Source organism: Rhizobium sp. NRK18 (assembly GCF_024385575.1).
Classification (GTDB): Bacteria; Pseudomonadota; Alphaproteobacteria; order Rhizobiales; family Rhizobiaceae; genus JANFMV01.
The window spans coordinates 83,822-99,427 of sequence record NZ_JANFMV010000001.1; the positions used below are offsets into that span (position 1 = coordinate 83,822).

The 15,606-nt window shown below is 62.0% G+C and carries 8 protein-coding genes; 5 read left to right on the forward strand and 3 right to left on the reverse strand.

Annotation, left to right across the window (positions count from 1 at the left end):
* The first annotated feature begins 584 nt into the window (after positions 1-584).
* On the forward strand, positions 585-2,912 hold the full coding sequence (locus tag NN662_RS00365) for a methyl-accepting chemotaxis protein (protein WP_261928338.1): 2,328 nt from the start codon (positions 585-587) through the stop codon (positions 2,910-2,912).
* Between the two features lie 78 nt (positions 2,913-2,990).
* Here NN662_RS00365 and NN662_RS00370 read toward each other — a convergent pair whose 3' ends face one another.
* On the reverse strand, positions 2,991-3,212 hold the full coding sequence (locus NN662_RS00370; RefSeq protein ID WP_261928339.1) for a DUF1674 domain-containing protein: 222 nt from the start codon (positions 3,210-3,212) through the stop codon (positions 2,991-2,993).
* 127 nt (positions 3,213-3,339) lie between these two features.
* Here NN662_RS00370 and htpX point away from each other — a divergent pair, with 127 nt between their 5' ends.
* The 4 genes from htpX to purH all read left to right on the forward strand — a co-directional run bounded on the left by htpX (position 3,340) and on the right by purH (position 9,257).
* Entirely contained in the window at positions 3,340-4,302 is a 963-nt protein-coding gene (gene htpX, locus NN662_RS00375; protein WP_261928340.1) for a zinc metalloprotease HtpX, read from the forward strand.
* Complete coding sequence (locus tag NN662_RS00380; protein ID WP_410010890.1) at positions 4,293-5,699, forward strand: RsmB/NOP family class I SAM-dependent RNA methyltransferase; 1,407 nt, start codon at positions 4,293-4,295, stop codon at positions 5,697-5,699. The genes htpX and NN662_RS00380 overlap by 10 nt, the downstream gene beginning before the upstream one ends.
* A gap of 140 nt (positions 5,700-5,839) precedes the next feature.
* Positions 5,840-7,516 (forward strand): heparinase II/III family protein, encoded by a 1,677-nt coding sequence (locus tag NN662_RS00385; protein ID WP_261928341.1) that lies wholly within the window; start codon positions 5,840-5,842, stop codon positions 7,514-7,516.
* A 124-nt stretch (positions 7,517-7,640) separates the two neighbouring features.
* Positions 7,641-9,257, forward strand: coding sequence for a bifunctional phosphoribosylaminoimidazolecarboxamide formyltransferase/IMP cyclohydrolase (purH, locus tag NN662_RS00390; protein ID WP_261928342.1), 1,617 nt, complete (start codon positions 7,641-7,643; stop codon positions 9,255-9,257).
* A gap of 9 nt (positions 9,258-9,266) precedes the next feature.
* Here the strand turns inward: purH and NN662_RS00395 are convergent, their stop codons facing one another.
* Positions 9,267-10,601, reverse strand: coding sequence for an MFS transporter (locus NN662_RS00395; RefSeq protein ID WP_261931822.1), 1,335 nt, complete (start codon positions 10,599-10,601; stop codon positions 9,267-9,269).
* A gap of 173 nt (positions 10,602-10,774) precedes the next feature.
* Positions 10,775-15,562 (reverse strand): NAD-glutamate dehydrogenase, encoded by a 4,788-nt coding sequence (locus NN662_RS00400; RefSeq protein WP_261928343.1) that lies wholly within the window; start codon positions 15,560-15,562, stop codon positions 10,775-10,777.
* Positions 15,563-15,606: the final 44 nt, after the last annotated feature.

A 15,606-nucleotide genomic window follows, 5' to 3' on the forward strand; every position in this document is an offset into this window, starting at 1 on the left:
AAGGTCGCCTGCGGAAATCGATGACGTCGCCATTCACGATTCCAGCTTTGCGAAAGGAATGCTGTCTAGGACAGAAACCGGACGGTCGCCTGGCAAGGAACAACCGTCCGGCAGAACCGGCAATGCCGGCTCGAAGACAGGTTCGGAATCCCGGACAGTCATTGTCCGCGTCGGATACAGCGATCCGGCATAAGGCGTCCTGCCTTAAGGATTTCGGCCTGTGCATGCCGACGGATGGTTCCCCCACGGGCATTGCCCAGCTATCGAGGCATGGGAAAAATGGGGCGAATCAGGCGCCAGCGCCCCAAATTTGGTCCCTGGCCGATTCCATGTCCAGACGCAGCGTCCGATTCCCTCGGCAATTTGTCCGCGGCCAAGTGATGCTGTGTCGGTGACGCTAAAACCATTTCAAATTTTATTAATAGAGAAGGGCTAAGTATCGTCTGGCATCGACGACCCTTTCCGGTTGTCTGCCGGCCTGTGCGCCCGCTTTCCGGCTCCATGAAGGGGCACTCCCAAACATTGACAGCAGACGTCGGCACTCGTGGTCCCCACGAGGCTGTGAATTCAACATGTGAGGCCCCATGTGGAAATTTGCCCAGCGGTCCATCGCCGCGAAATTGCTCCTGCTAACGGGATCAACGATTGCTCTCCTTCTCCTGATTTCCAACTTCTTTCTCATCTCGCAGACAGGCGATCGCGTCCAGAAGCTCGCGCTTGATCAGGCGCAGGCAGAGGCTAAGGCGATTGCGATGAGCATCGCCTCCGATGTCGGAGAGATTTCGAGTGCCGCGCGCACGATGGCCGGTGTCATCGGCCATACCCACACGGGAGGTCTCCTCGACCGCAAGGGAACGATCGACATCCTGAGGGCCAATCTTGAGCAGAACCCGTTTGCCTTCGGCAGCTGGATGGCGGAGGCGCCGAATGCCTTCGATGGTCAGCAGTCGGAGTTCAAGGGCAAGACTGAATTCGGCGGCAATGAGGACGGAGCATTCTCGCCGTACTGGTCGAAAGACAGAAACGGCAACATACAATTCAGCACCTTTGCCGTGGATTATGATGCGGAATGGTACGCCGCCGCGGCCAAGAGCCTGAAGGGCGCGATTACCAAGCCGTATCTTGCCGATGGAACCGACGTTCCGACGATCATGAGTTCGATCGCCTATCCGGTGATCTCCGGCGGTAAACTGATCGGCGTCTCCGGCGCTGATATCTCGCTTGCCTCTCTTTCTGAGAAGCTCGGCGCCATGAAGCCGTTCGGAACGGGTCGGGTCATGCTCCTGTCGCAGGACCTGAAATGGCTGGTCGGCCCGTCGTCCGATGCGATGATGAAGGAATTTGACGGCCAGAACCCGGACATGATGAAGGAAGCCCTCTCGGACAACAAGCCGGGTGAGGTCGACAATGTTACGGACGCTGATGGCCAGAGCTACAGCCGTCTGATCTATCCTTTCGATCTTCCCGGCGTGAATGCCCGTTGGGTCGTTCTCGTCGACATACCGAGTGCCGTGGTGGCCGAGCAGGTCAACGCCCAGACGAAGTTGATGATCATCGGCGGTCTGGTGGTGCTTCTGGCCGCGCTTGGCGGGTTGTATCTGGCCGTTCGCCGCTTTGTGCAAAAGCCTATGGCAAGCCTGGTCAGCGATGTCGCCAATCTCAGCCGCGGTGATTACACCACGCCGGTTGCCGGACAGGAACGGGTCGACGAGACCGGCGCGGTCGCCAGTGCGCTCGAAGGTTTCCGCCACAAGCTCGCCGATGCGGTTCGGCTGGAAGGTGTGGCGAATGAACAGCGTCAGCTGACCGAAGCCGAAAAGGCGAAGTCCGAGCAGGAGCGAAACGCTGCGGCGGCAGTCCAGCAGGATGTCGTTTCGCGCCTGGCCGAGGGCTTGTCGCAACTTGCCACCGGCAATCTGACCTATCGTCTGGAGGGCGATTTCCCCGGCGATTACGCCAAACTCAGGACGGACTTCAATTCCACCGTCCAGAGCCTCGAGGAAACCATCCAGACGCTATCGGGTTCGGTCAGCAGCATCAGTACCGGCACCCACGAGATCTCCGAAAGCGCCAATGATCTTTCCCAGCGGACGGAGAAGCAGGCGGCCAGCCTGGAAGAAACCGCTGCCGCCCTGGATCAGCTGACCTCGCAGGTCAATTCCAGCGCCGAGAATGCGCGCCATGCCGCAAGTTCGGTCGACAAGGCGAATGCCGATGCCGGCACGTCTGGCCAGATCGTGCAGAAGGCGATCGCCGCCATGCACGGTATCGAGCAGTCCTCCAAGGAGGTGAGCCGCATCATCGGCGTGATCGACGAGATCGCATTCCAGACCAACCTCCTGGCGTTGAATGCCGGCGTGGAAGCTGCCCGGGCAGGTGAAGCCGGCAAGGGCTTTGCCGTCGTCGCCCAGGAAGTGCGGGAGCTTGCGCAGCGCTCGGCGAACGCGGCCAAGGAAATCAAGGCGCTGATCAACGCGTCCGAAGCGCAGGTCGGGGAGGGTGTCGATCTCGTCGGCAAGACCGGCCAGGCTCTGGAAAACATCGCCCAGCAGGTGCTGCAGATCAACGGACTGATCCAGCAGATATCCGGCTCCGCTTCCGAGCAGGCCGTCGGTCTCAAGGAAATCAACGCGGCCGTCAACCAGATGGATCAGGTCACCCAGCAGAATGCGGCGATGGTGGAAGAAACGACCGCGGCAAGCGCGGCGCTGAACGACGAGGCGAAGGTGCTGCAGTCGCTCGTCGCCCGCTTCCGTACCGGCGGCAGCGCCCCAGCGCAGTCCACTGCGACGGCGCGTTACACGCCATCAGTCAAGCAGACGGTTCGCGCCGAAGCCAAGGCACCCGCTCGTCGCGCGCCGGCGGTGTCCGGAAACACGGCTCTGTCCCATGACGATTGGGAAGAGTTCTGAGCCGGGATACCATCCCAAAGACAAAGGCGGCGCCTGATGGTGCCGCCTTTTTCATGTTCGGCCTGAAGCCACTCTTCCTCAGAAGTCGATAGCCCGACCTTTAATTTCCCAGTCGCCGAATCGTGCCGGATCGGGGCCACCGCGTCCGCCGATCTCTCGCGGTATGGCCGCCTTTTCTGCGGCCTTGCGTCGTTCCTCGGCTTCCTTCAGCGCCCTCAAGGCCGCCGGCGGCAGGTCACGCTCGCGATTTCCGGCGTCATTGTTGTCGTTGGCCAGTTCCGGCGAATTTTTCTCTTCCATCGTCTTTTCTAACCGCTTCGTAATTATCGGGCATATTGATATCGCCTGCGGCGATCGCCACTTCATCGATGAACCTTATTATAGGCGAATGCGTTCTCATGCCAATGGAAGGACAGGAGACAGGACGATGAACCTCGTTAGAACTGCAATGCTGCTGGCGTTCATGACAGCGCTGTTCATGGGCGTGGGCTACCTGATCGGTGGCCAGAGCGGCATGCTGATCGCGCTGGTGATCGCGGCGGGCATGAATTTCTTTTCCTACTGGAATTCCGACCGGATGGTGCTCTCGGCCTATCATGCGCAAGAGATCGATGAGGCGAACGCGCCCGAGTTCTACGCCATCATTCGCCGGCTGTCGCAAAATGCCGGGCTGCCGATGCCGAAGGTCTATCTCTACGACAGCCCGCAGCCGAACGCCTTTGCCACCGGGCGCAACCCCGAAAATGCGGCCGTTGCGGCGTCCACCGGTCTCCTCAACAGACTGACGGCCGAGGAGGTGTCCGCGGTCATGGCGCATGAGCTGGCGCACGTCCAGCATCGCGACACGCTGACGATGACGATCACCGCCACGCTTGCGGGTGCGATATCCATGCTCGGCAACTTCGCCTTCTTCTTTGGCGGGCGGCGGGACAGCAACAACCCCTTCGGCTTTGTCGGCGTTCTCGTCGCGATGATTGTCGCGCCGCTGGCGGCCATGCTGGTGCAGATGGCGATCAGCCGCACACGCGAATACGAGGCCGATCGCCGCGGCGCGGAAATCTGCGGCAATCCGCTCTGGCTCGCTTCGGCGCTGGCAAAGATCGCCGGTGCGGCCGAGACGACGCCCAACATGGACGCGGAGCGCAATCCGGCCACGGCACACATGTTCATCATCAATCCGCTCTCCGGCGAGCGCATGGATAACATCTTTTCGACCCACCCGAACACGGAAAACCGGATCGCGGCTCTGCAACAGATGGCGGCCGGCGGACAGATGAACCACTCGACGGAGCCTGTCGCCCCTGCTAAGCCGACCCGCAAGGCGCGTTCGGTTCCTGCTGCGGGATGGGGACGCGGTGACAATCAACCGCCGAAAGGTCCGTGGTCTTGAATGAACGCGTAAGCAGGAACAAACAGAACAACCGTAAGTCTGCCGGCGACGAGGCCGGAAGGCCGGCGAGCGAGCGGGAGACGAAGCCTGGTCTGGAAGCGCGGGCCGCGGCTGCGAAGCTGCTGGCGGCGGTTGTCGATCGCAGGACTTCGCTTGACGGCATGCTGGACGCCGAGGGCGGCAACCCTGCCTACAAGGCTCTTAGCGCCGCCGATCAGGCGCTCGTCAGGGCGATCCTGACGACGGCGCTTCGCCACCTGCCGCGGATCGATGCGGCTCTTTCCATGCTGATCGAAAAGCCGCTGCCGGAAGGCGCTCGCTCGCTCTATCACCTGCTCGCCGTCGGCGCGGCGCAGATCCTCTATCTCGACATTCCGGACCACTCGGCGGTGGATATTGCCGTCGAACTGGCGACCCGCGATCCGCGCAGCCGCCGCTTCGCCAAGCTTGCCAATGCGGTTCTGCGCAACATGTCGCGTCAAAAGGCGCATATCCTTCAGGAAACCGCGGACGTTTCGGTCATCCCGGACTGGTTCATGGAGAGGCTTGTTGCTGATTACGGTCCGGAAACGGCGCAGGCGATTGCCGAATCCCACAATCAGCCGGCAGCGATCGACCTCACGGTCAAATCCGACCCCGAAGGCTGGGCAGAGCGGCTGGGCGGACAGGTTCTGGTGACAGGCAGTGTCCGTCTGGATGCCGCCGCCGGGTTCATTCCCGATCTGCCCGGCTTTGCGGAGGGCGAGTGGTGGGTCCAGGATGCCGCCGCCAGCATTCCAGCGCGGCTGCTCGGGGACATCCGGGGTCGGCGCGTCGCCGATCTTTGCGCGGCTCCGGGCGGCAAGACGGCTCAGCTGATTCTTGCCGGCGCGGAAGTGACCGCGATTGAAAAATCGCGCAGCCGCCTTTCCCGGCTCCGCGCCAACCTCGATCGTCTCGGCCTCAGTGCCGAACTCGTGGAGGCAGATGCGGCGGATTACCAGCCGGAGGTACCGTTCGATGCCGTGCTTCTCGACGCGCCGTGTTCTTCCACCGGTACGGCAAGACGGCATCCGGATGTCTTCTGGACGAAGACGGAAGCCGACATCGAGAAACTTGCGGGCGTGCAGCAGCGACTGCTGCGGCATGCCGCCGGGTTGATTCGGATCAAAGGCACGATCGTTTTCTCCAACTGCTCGCTTGACAAGGCGGAAGGCGAGCGGATGATCGAGAAAATATTGAGTGAATTAAACCACTTGGAGCGTGTTCCGATTCAGGCCCAAGATTGGCCCGATTTTGCACATCTGATTTCGGATAAAGGAGAAATCAGAACTACTCCGGATATGCAGGTCAGCGCGAAAGGTAACGCTTTCGGGCTGGACGGCTTTTTTACGTGTATTCTCAAGCGCCGCGCTTGAGATAAGCCGTTATTTCTTTTCCATTACTCTGCTGATATTCATGGGTCGCGAATCGCCTTGGACGCCACCAGGGTCACGTGTCTCATTCGTGGTGCGATCGCTCAGGAAAAAATGCGGAGACTTTGGAATTGACGGGTGGGATGTCGGATCGACGTCGAAAGCTTCAACTGTATGGACGCGAGACCCTGCGCAGGACCCGTCGGCGGTTGGCTTTGTTCGGCCGCATGCTTGGTGGCAGCGGACCGACGGGCGATCGCCTGCTCGTCGCGCCGACGGATCTGAGAGCCATCGATTCCTTTGCCGGCAACGAGGTCCTGAACGGGCGGTTCGCATTGGCGGGCTATCTTTTCGATGCCGGCGGCAAGTCGCCGTTTCGTCAGCCTCTGCCTTCCGAAGGGTTTGCCGTTCAGCTGCAATCCTTTTCATGGCTGCGGCATGTCAGGGCGGATCGCAGCGACGAAGCCTGCGCCAATGTGCGCCGTATCATCGACGACTGGATTGCCGCGCACAGCCGCCGCCGCTCCGGGCCGGCATGGCGCGACGAGGTCGTGGCGCGGCGCGTGGCGGCCTGGCTGTCTCATTCGCCGGTGATCCTGCAGGGTGCGGAGCAGGGCTTCTACAAGCGCTTCATGAAAGCGCTGAACGCGCAGATCACCTATCTGCAGGCGATATCCAGGACGGTTCCGGATGGCGAGAACCGCCTGCTGGTGAAGATCGCGCTGGCGATGATGTCGATCTGCGTGCCGGTTCGCGGCCGCGTGGTGGCGAAGGCGAGCCGGGACCTCGACCGGGAGCTGGAACGCCAGATTCTCGCCGATGGCGGCCATATTTCCCGCAATCCGCGGGCGACACTCGATCTGTTGATCGATCTCCTGCCGCTTCGCCAGACCTATCTCAATCTCGGGCTGGAAGTGCCATCAAAGCTGATTCCGGCCATCGACCGCATCTATCCCGCGCTTCGCTTCTTCCGCCACCAGAACGGTGAACTGGCGCTTTTCAATGGCGCCACGGTCACGCCGGCCAATGAACTCGTCTCGGTGCTGCGCTACGACGAAACCGCCGGCCAGCCCTTCAAGGCGTTGCCGCATATGGGCTTCCATCGCATGGCTGGCGGGCAGACCACGGTGATTGTCGATACCGGCTTTCCGCAGTCCACGGATCTCACCCGGGAAGCGCATGCCGGCTGCCTGTCCTTTGAAATGTCGTCGGGCGGATATCGCTATATCGTCAATGCCGGACGCCCGGAACTGCCGCAGGAAGACCTGCAGCAGGCGGCGCGGATGACCGCAGCACACAGCGCCGTCACGCTCAACGACAGCTCACATGCGGAATTTTCGCATTCCGACTATCTCGGTCCGATCTTCCTCGACGGCGTCACCTCCGTGGAGGTCGAGCGCAAGCAGACCAAGGCCGGCCATGACAGCTTGGCTGCCGTCCATGACGGTTACATGCATTCGTTCGGGCTGTTGTGCGGCCGTGAGCTGATGATGAATGCCGAGGGTACCGCCATCGGCGGGCGCGACCGGTTCTTTCCGCCGGAAGGGGGCCCGGTCGATCCGCAGGAAGGCCACTATGCCGTCGCTCGCTTCCATATCCATCCGGCGATCGTCGCCGAGCAGACGTCACCGGATACCGTTCTACTGAACGCTCCGAACGGTGAGACCTGGCGCTTCTATTCGTTCGGCAACGACATCGTGCTGGCCGAGAGCATCTATTTTGCAGACACGACGGGCATTCGGGGCACGGAGCAGATCGAAATCGGCTTCGACCTCGGGCAGACGCCGGAAATCCGATGGGAAATTAGCCGGATTCGCTAGGATTCGACTGCGATCGCCGGTTTTATCTTCCTTCAAGCTATGGTAACGCGGCAGCGACTTATCCCCGATCGCCGCCCTTCCCGGGCGATTTCCCCCATCCGGGGCAAACCGGAGCTCGAACACCATGGCCGTCATCTCGAAGAAAATTCCCGCGCCCGACAATGTCAAGATCAAGACCGCGCTGCTTTCCGTCTCTGACAAGAGCGGTATCGTGGATCTTGCGAGGACGCTCAGCGAAGGCGGCGTGAAGCTCCTGTCGACCGGCGGCACGCACAAGGCGATCGCGGATGCCGGCCTGCCGGTCACCGACGTGTCCGAGGTCACGGGCTTTCCGGAAATCATGGACGGCCGGGTCAAGACGCTGCATCCCAAGGTGCATGGCGGCCTTCTGGCGATCCGTGATGACGAGGAACATCAGGCGGCAATGAGCAAGCACGGTATCGATGCGATCGATCTCGTCGTCATCAACCTCTATCCGTTCGAAAGCGTTCGCGCTGCCGGTGGCGATTATCCGACCACGGTGGAGAACATCGATATCGGCGGACCGGCGATGATCCGCGCCTCTGCAAAGAACCATGCCTATGTGACGATCGTTACCGATCCGGCGGACTATGCCGACGTTACCGACGCGCTGAAGGCGAACGGTTTCGAGACCGGCTATGCGCTGCGCCAGAACCTGGCTGCCAAGGCATTTGCCCGCACGGCGGCCTATGATGCGGCGATTTCCAACTGGTTTGCCGAAGCGCTCGACATCAAGGCGCCGCGCCACCGCGTCATCGGCGGCGCGCTGAAGGAAGAGATGCGCTACGGCGAGAACCCGCACCAGAGCGCGGCTTTCTACGTCACCGGCGAAAACCATCCCGGCGTCGCCACGGCCAAGCTGCTGCAGGGCAAGCAGCTCTCCTACAACAACATCAACGATACGGATGCCGCCTTTGAACTGGTCGCCGAATTCCCGGCCGAGAACGGCCCGGCCTGCGCGATCATCAAGCATGCCAACCCGTGCGGCGTTGCCACGGGTCCGACGCTGAAGGAAGCCTACACACGGGCGCTTGCCTGCGATCCGGTATCCGCGTTTGGCGGTATCATTGCGCTGAACCAGGTGCTCGATGCCGAAACCGCGGAAGAGATCGTCAAGCTCTTCACCGAAGTCATCATCGCCCCCGAAGTGACCGACGAGGCCAAGGCGATCATTGCACAGAAGAAGAACCTCCGCCTGCTGACGACCGGAACGCTGCCCGATCCCCGTTCGCCGGCCCTGACCGCGAAGACCGTGTCGGGCGGCCTGCTGGTGCAGACGCGCGACAATGTCATGGTCGAGGACCTCGAGCTCAAGGTGGTGACGAAGCGCGCGCCGACGGCGCAGGAGCTTGAAGACATGAAGTTCGCCTTCAAGATCGCCAAGCATGTGAAGTCGAATGCGGTGATCTACGCGAAGGACGGCCAGACGGCCGGTATCGGTGCTGGCCAGATGAGCCGCGTCGATTCAGCCCGGATCGCCGCCATGAAGGCCGAGGACGCCGCCAAGGCGATGGGCCTGGAAACGCCGCTCACCCGTGGCGCGGCGGTTGCCTCCGAGGCCTTCTATCCGTTCGCGGACGGCCTGCTGGCAGCCATTGCAGCCGGTGCGACCGCTGTCATCCAGCCCGGCGGATCGATGCGCGACGAAGAAGTCATCGCCGCCGCCGACGAGCACAATGTAGCGATGGTCTTTACCGGCGTTCGCCACTTCCGCCACTAGGCATAGCGATCAAGTCTCAGTCCGGCCGGTCGAACCGGCCGGATATGGCGTCCCGATCAGGATCGCCAGGCCGCCGCACAGGAAGACGAGCAGCGTCGCCATGCCGAGATGGGCCGAGCCGGTCAGGTAGGCGACCAGAGAAAAGCTCGCCGTCGCCATGAAGCTCGTCGCCCGTCCGGACAGAGCATAAATTCCGAAATATCGACCGGCTTCGTCGAGCCTGATGCTGCGCGCCAGATAGGAGCGCGACGACGCCTGCACAGGGCCAAAGGCCAGGCCGATCAGGACGCCGTAAAGGATGTAGGCCTTCTCCGCCGCCGTCGCGAAGATGCCGCCATTGTCCACCATCGACAGATGCACAAGCCCGAACAGGGTGTAGCCCGGGCCGGTCGAGATGATGCCTGCCGTCGCTACGGTCAGGCAGATGAGGCTGGAGAGAACCGTTGCCTTTGACCCGAACTTCCTGTCGACGGCACTTGCGCCCCAGCACCCGCCGATCGCGACGATGTTGAGGATGATGCCGTATATGCCGATTTCCATCGTCGCCCAGCCGAACATGCCGGCGGCAAAGGCGCCACCGAGGAACAGCAGACCGTTGACGCCATCCTGATAGATCATCCGGGCCACAAGAAAGCGCAGGATGGCCGGCCTTCCCCTCAATTCCACCAAAGTTGCCTTCAGATCCGCCAGACCGTGACGGACGGCCGTTCCGAGGGCTTCTCCCTTCGTGGCGTCCGGGGTGAAAAAGAACATCGGCAGGATGAAGATGAAGTACCAGACCGCCGAAATCGGGCCGGTGATGCGCGCGTCCTCGCCGGCGGCCGCATCGAGGCCGAAGAGCGGCTTCGTGCCGAGGATCGTCAGCCCGGTCTCCGGACTTCCGGCAAGGAAGAGCACGAGAAAGATCAGGACGATCATGCCGCCGAGATAGCCCAGCCCCCAGGCGATGTTGGATATCTTGCCGACATTTTCGGTCGAGACCAGCCGGGGCATCATCGAATCGTTGAAGACGATCGAAAACTCAGCAGCGATGCTTGCCAGGATCATGAAGATCACCGGATAGACCAGCGGCGAACCCGGCGCGGCGAACCAGAGCATGGTGAGGCTGGCGATCTTGATCGTCGCAAAGAAGCCGATCCATGGCTTTCTGCTGCCGCTGCGGTCGGCGATCGAGCCGAGAACGGGCGACAGGATGGCCACTATGATCGAGGCGATCGTGCCCATATTGCTCCACGCCGTTTGCGCGGCAACGGGATCCGTGGTGAGCCGGGAGACGAAATAAGGGCCGAAGATGAAGGTGGTGACGACCGTGAAGAACGGCTGGGCCGCCCAGTCGAAGAACATCCACCCCACAATGCCCCGGCGCTTGGCCGGTGCAACATGCGCCAGTGCATCGGTTGCTGAAGTCAAGACGGATCTCCGAACGTGACCGCCGGGACCGGCGGCCGCATGATGTGGGGCGAAGCGCTGGAAGCCCGGCTAACCGGGCATCCACGCAGGGGACGTGTCAGACACTCTCACCTGGCAGCAGTTTGCGCAAGGTCGTTCAGGATGCCTGCGGCAACGGCGATCTTGGCGAGCGTCGGATCGGTCTTGTCGCCGAGAATGTGCAATTCCGCCGCCATCCGCTCGATGGCCCCCTTGTCGGCGGAAATCCATGCGGCGACAGGGGACTTGTGGTTCGGGTTGCCGGTCATGGCGGCGACCGCTATGCGGCGGCGTGCCGATGCGATCTGATCGAGGCAGCGCACCAGCGCCAGCGTGTCGTAATGGTCGGCGGTGACCACCCTGCTGCCGGAGTTGATCAGCTGGTCGACATGCAGGGCCTTGCCGGCCTCGAAGAAGGCGGTGGCCGCGCGTTGCAGGCTCTGCGCCGAGTCCGTGGCGATTTCGATGATATCCGGGATGACGAGAAGACCCCGCAACGCGGCAATTTCCTTCGCCAGTTCTTCCGGAACGCCGGCGTCGATCATGCGTGCTTCACGCTCCGCGATTTCGGTGGCGATATCCTCGGAAATCAGTGACGGGATCACGGACTTGAGCTTCTTCACCGCGGACCTGATGGCTTCGACATGCTCGCCCATTCCCTTTGCCGAGACGCCGGTCTTGGCGAGGATCTGCGTTCCCATGGCGTGCACTGCACTGATTTCCGCATAGATCGCGTTCTGTTGGCGTCCGTCGGTCGCGCCGTCGAGCTTGTGGGTTTCCTCCCAGAGCCTCGTCAGGTCGAAGCCGTCGCGGACAACCGCTGCCGCCTTGACGATGTCCGGAGACGTGGCGCCGGTTGCGTCGCCGATCTGGACGATGAAGCCCGGACCGCCCCAGTTGATCGTCTCGTTGCCGAGCAGGGTGGAAATGATTTCCCGGCGCAGACGGTGGCCGGCGATATCCGCAGCATAGGTGCGCTGCATCTTCTGCGGAAAGTAGCCGGCGAGAAGATCGGCGAAATAAGGATCGTCCGGCAGGTCGCTCGCCACCAGTTCGTCGAAGAGGACGATCTTGGCGTAGGATAGAAGTACCCCGATTTCCGAGCGCGTCAGCGTCTTGCCGCTGGCGTAGCGCTCGGTCAGCGCGGCCTCGTCCGGCAGGGTTTCGACATGACGATCGAGGTGGCCGTCGGCCTCCAGCACATTCATCAGGCGGCCCAGTTCCTGGCCGTTTGCCGCGCCCTTGTCGGCGGTCAGCGAAATGGCGAGCGTCTGGAGATAATTGTTGGCGAGCACCAGTTCGGCGACTTCCGGCGTCATGGATGCAAGCAGGGTGTTGCGCTTTTCGCGCGTCAGCCGTTCGTCGCGCATGGCGCTTGCGAGTGCGATCTTGATGTTGACCTCGACGTCGGAGGAATTCACCCCGGCCGAGTTGTCGATGGCGTCGGAGTTGCAGCGGCCGCCCTTCAGCCCGTAGACAATGCGGCCCTTCTGCGTGACGCCGAGATTGGCGCCTTCACCGATCACCTTTGCGCGGACATCGCCGGCATTGATGCGGATCGGATCATTGGCGCGGTCGCCGACTTCGGCGTCGGTTTCCTCCGGCGCCTTGATATAGGTGCCGATACCGCCGAACCAGAGGAGATCGGCGGGTGCCTTCAGGATTGCCGTCATGATCTCGAATGGTGTTGCGACCGTCTTGTTGAGGTCGATTGCGGCGGCGGCTTCCGCCGTCAGCTTCACCGACTTCTCGGCGCGGGAAATGATCATTCCACCCTTGGAAAGCAGGTCCTTGTTGTAGTCCTGCCAGCTGGAGCGGCCGAGATTGAAGAGACGCTTGCGCTCGGCAAGGGTGGTCGCCGGGTTCGGATCCGGATCGATGAAGATATCGCGATGGTCGAAGGCCGCCAGAAGACGGATCTTCGGCGACAGGAGCATGCCGTTGCCGAAGACGTCGCCCGACATGTCGCCGACGCCGACGACCGTGAACGGCGTCGTCTGGATGTCCGTTCCCATTTCGCGGAAATGGCGTTTGACGGCTTCCCAGGCGCCGCGGGCGGTAATGCCCATCTTCTTGTGGTCGTAGCCGGCGGAACCGCCCGAGGCGAAGGCGTCGTCGAGCCAGAAGCCAGCTTCCTGCGCCAATGCATTGGCGGTGTCGGAGAAAGTGGCGGTTCCCTTGTCGGCGGCAACGACGAAATAGGGATCGTCGCCATCGAGCCGGATCGTGTCGGCCGGCCCGACGACATCATTGCCGTCGATATTGTCGGTGATCGACAGCATGGTGCGGATAAAGGTCTTGTAGGCCTCGCGGCCGGCATTGAAGACCTCGTCACGGCTGCCGCCTGCCGGCAGCTGCTTGGGGAAGAAGCCGCCCTTGGCGCCGACGGGAACGATCACGGCATTCTTGACCTGCTGCGCTTTCACGAGGCCGAGCACTTCCGTGCGATAGTCCTGCGCGCGATCCGACCAGCGCAGGCCGCCGCGAGCCACCTTGCCAAAGCGCAGGTGGACGCCTTCAACCTCGACGCCATAGACGAAGATTTCGCGGAACGGGCGGGGATCGGGAAGGCCTTCCAATACCGCCGGATCGAGCTTGAAGGCCAGCACGGGCTTCGGCTTTCCATCGGCGTCGGTCTGGAAGTAGTTGGTGCGCAGCGTCGCCATGATCGCGTTCATGAAGCGCCTGAGAATGCGGTCCTCATCGAGGTTCGGTACCGAAGAGAGGCTTTCCTCGACCTTTTCCGTCAGGGCCTCCGTCCGCCTCGCCCGGGTTTTGTCCGAGGCCGTCGGGTCCATGCGCTCCTTGAAGAGGGTGAACAGGTCGGCTGCGATATTCGGGTACTTGTTGAGCGTTTCGGCGAGATAGCCCTGCGAATAGGTGATGCCCGTTTGGCGCAGATAGCGGGCATAGGCGCGCATCACGTTGGCTTCGCGGGCCTGAAGGCCGGCGGCGAGGATCAGCCGGTTGAATATATCGTCATCGACCGTGCCGGCGAAGGCGGCGAGGAAGGCCTCCTCAAGCGCTGCGCCGCGGCGATCCAGATCGACATTCCGGCCGTCCTGCGGTTCCAGCTCCATGTCATGTAGGACGATCACCTGGTTCTTGTCATCGCCGGTCGATACGTGGAGTTCGAATGTCCGCTCGCTGATGACATTAAAACCGAGATGCTCCAGCAAGGGCACGCGGCGCGACAGCGCGAGATGCGAATTGGCATGGAAGATTTTCAGCGACAGGATATCGCCGTGGTCGCTGGCGCTCTTGTAGAAGTCGATGCTGATCTCGGCACCGTTGCGGCAGGCGATGACATGCGGAAGGTCGGCGACGGCCTCTTCCGGCGTAAAGGCCTCCTGGAAGGCCTGGTTTGTCTCGATGCGGGGCGCCTTGGCACCGGCGAGCTGGGCGAAGCGAACATCCCAGCGGCTGGCGATCTCCCTGACGGCTTCTTCCAGCTTCGCCTGCGGCACCCGCGGCGTTTTGCCCGTCGAGCGGCCGATGATGAAGTGCACGCGCGCCACGCCGCCCTCGGGGAAAGCCGGGTAATAGGCGGAGACGCGGCCGTCATAGACGGTCTTGAAGTAACTGCCGATCTTTTCGCGGACCGCGGAATTGTATTCGTCTCGCGGCACATAGACGAGGAGCGAGACGAAGCGGTCGAAATGGTCGATGCGCGGCAGGACCCGGACGCGGGGCCGTTCGCTCAGATCGTTGATCTGCTCGCAAAAGCGGGCCAGCAAGGGCGCATCGATCTGGAAGAGGTCGTCACGCGGATAGGTTTCCAGCGTGTTCATCAGCATTTTGCCGGAATGGCTCTGCGGATCGAATCCGAAATGATCGACGACCTTCTGCACCTTCGAGCGCAGCAGCGGGATTTCCGACGTCAACTGTGTGTAGGCGGTCGAGGTGAAGAGACCGACGATGCGCAGTTCGCCGATGACGTTGCCGTCCTTGTCGAAGCGCTTGACGCCGACATAGTCCATATAGGCGCGCCGGTGGACGACCGATTTCACATTCGCCTTGGTGACGATCAGGAAGTCGGGTCCGTCGAGGAATTCTAGGATTTCCGGCGTGGTCGTGACGGCCTCCGGCCCCTGACGCAGGACGAGAACATCGGGATCGGAGAGAAGGCCGAGGCCTTGTCCCTGGTCGCGCTCGACCTTGGCGCTGGGACCGTGGCCGGAATAGACGTACTCGCGCATGCCGAGGAAGGTGAAATTCTCGTCCCGCAACCAGGTCAGGAAGGCCAGCGCTTCGTCGCGATCGGATTTCTTCCGGCTGGCATTATAGGTGGAGAGCTCTTCCATTGCGGTATCGAGCTTCGCAAGCATCGGGCGCCAGTCGCGAACCGCCAGATGGACCTGCGAGAGGACGTGATAGAGCCTGGTGACCAGCTGTTCGGCCTGTTCGCGCGTGAGCAACGGCAGATGCAGCTGGATATGGCTGACGCGGGTTTCGGATTGCGACTTCTGGCCGGGCAGGGACAGGACGACGGATCCATCGCCCGTCACCTCAAGGATCGGGTGCACCGCGAGAAAGAGATCCCGATGGTTCTGAGACACTTCGGTCATCACGGAATCGTAGAGGAACGGCATGTTGCGGTCGGTGATGCACAGAACGCTTGCAGCCTGTCCGCTGGGCTCCACCCCTTCGACCTGCGAGATCGTTATCCGGGTATTTTCGCCATCCCAGCTGAAAATCTCGCCGGCGGCGTGAACGGCCGAGCGGGCGAGCATATCGGCGGAATAGTGTTCCAGGTCGTCGTTGCTGGCTCGACCGAACAGGTAGGCGGGATCGATATGGGGCGCACCACTCTCCTTGGCGAGGGAGCGAGCCTGCTCGATAAGCCGTTCATGTCTGGAGCTGTTCCGCGAAGCCATTTTGACGTCCTCCCGTGACGTTTTCGGATAAAATCCGCAAATTT

Coding starts and splice junctions, on each gene's coding strand:
- NN662_RS00365 (WP_261928338.1), top strand. CDS start 585: ATGTGGAAATTTGCCCAGCGGTCCATCGCCGCGAAATTGCTCCTGCTA.
- NN662_RS00370 (WP_261928339.1), bottom strand. CDS start 3,212: ATGGAAGAGAAAAATTCGCCGGAACTGGCCAACGACAACAATGACGCC.
- htpX (WP_261928340.1), top strand. CDS start 3,340: ATGAACCTCGTTAGAACTGCAATGCTGCTGGCGTTCATGACAGCGCTG.
- NN662_RS00385 (WP_261928341.1), top strand. CDS start 5,840: ATGTCGGATCGACGTCGAAAGCTTCAACTGTATGGACGCGAGACCCTG.
- purH (WP_261928342.1), top strand. CDS start 7,641: ATGGCCGTCATCTCGAAGAAAATTCCCGCGCCCGACAATGTCAAGATC.
- NN662_RS00395 (WP_261931822.1), bottom strand. CDS start 10,601: ATGTTCTTCGACTGGGCGGCCCAGCCGTTCTTCACGGTCGTCACCACC.
- NN662_RS00400 (WP_261928343.1), bottom strand. CDS start 15,562: ATGGCTTCGCGGAACAGCTCCAGACATGAACGGCTTATCGAGCAGGCT.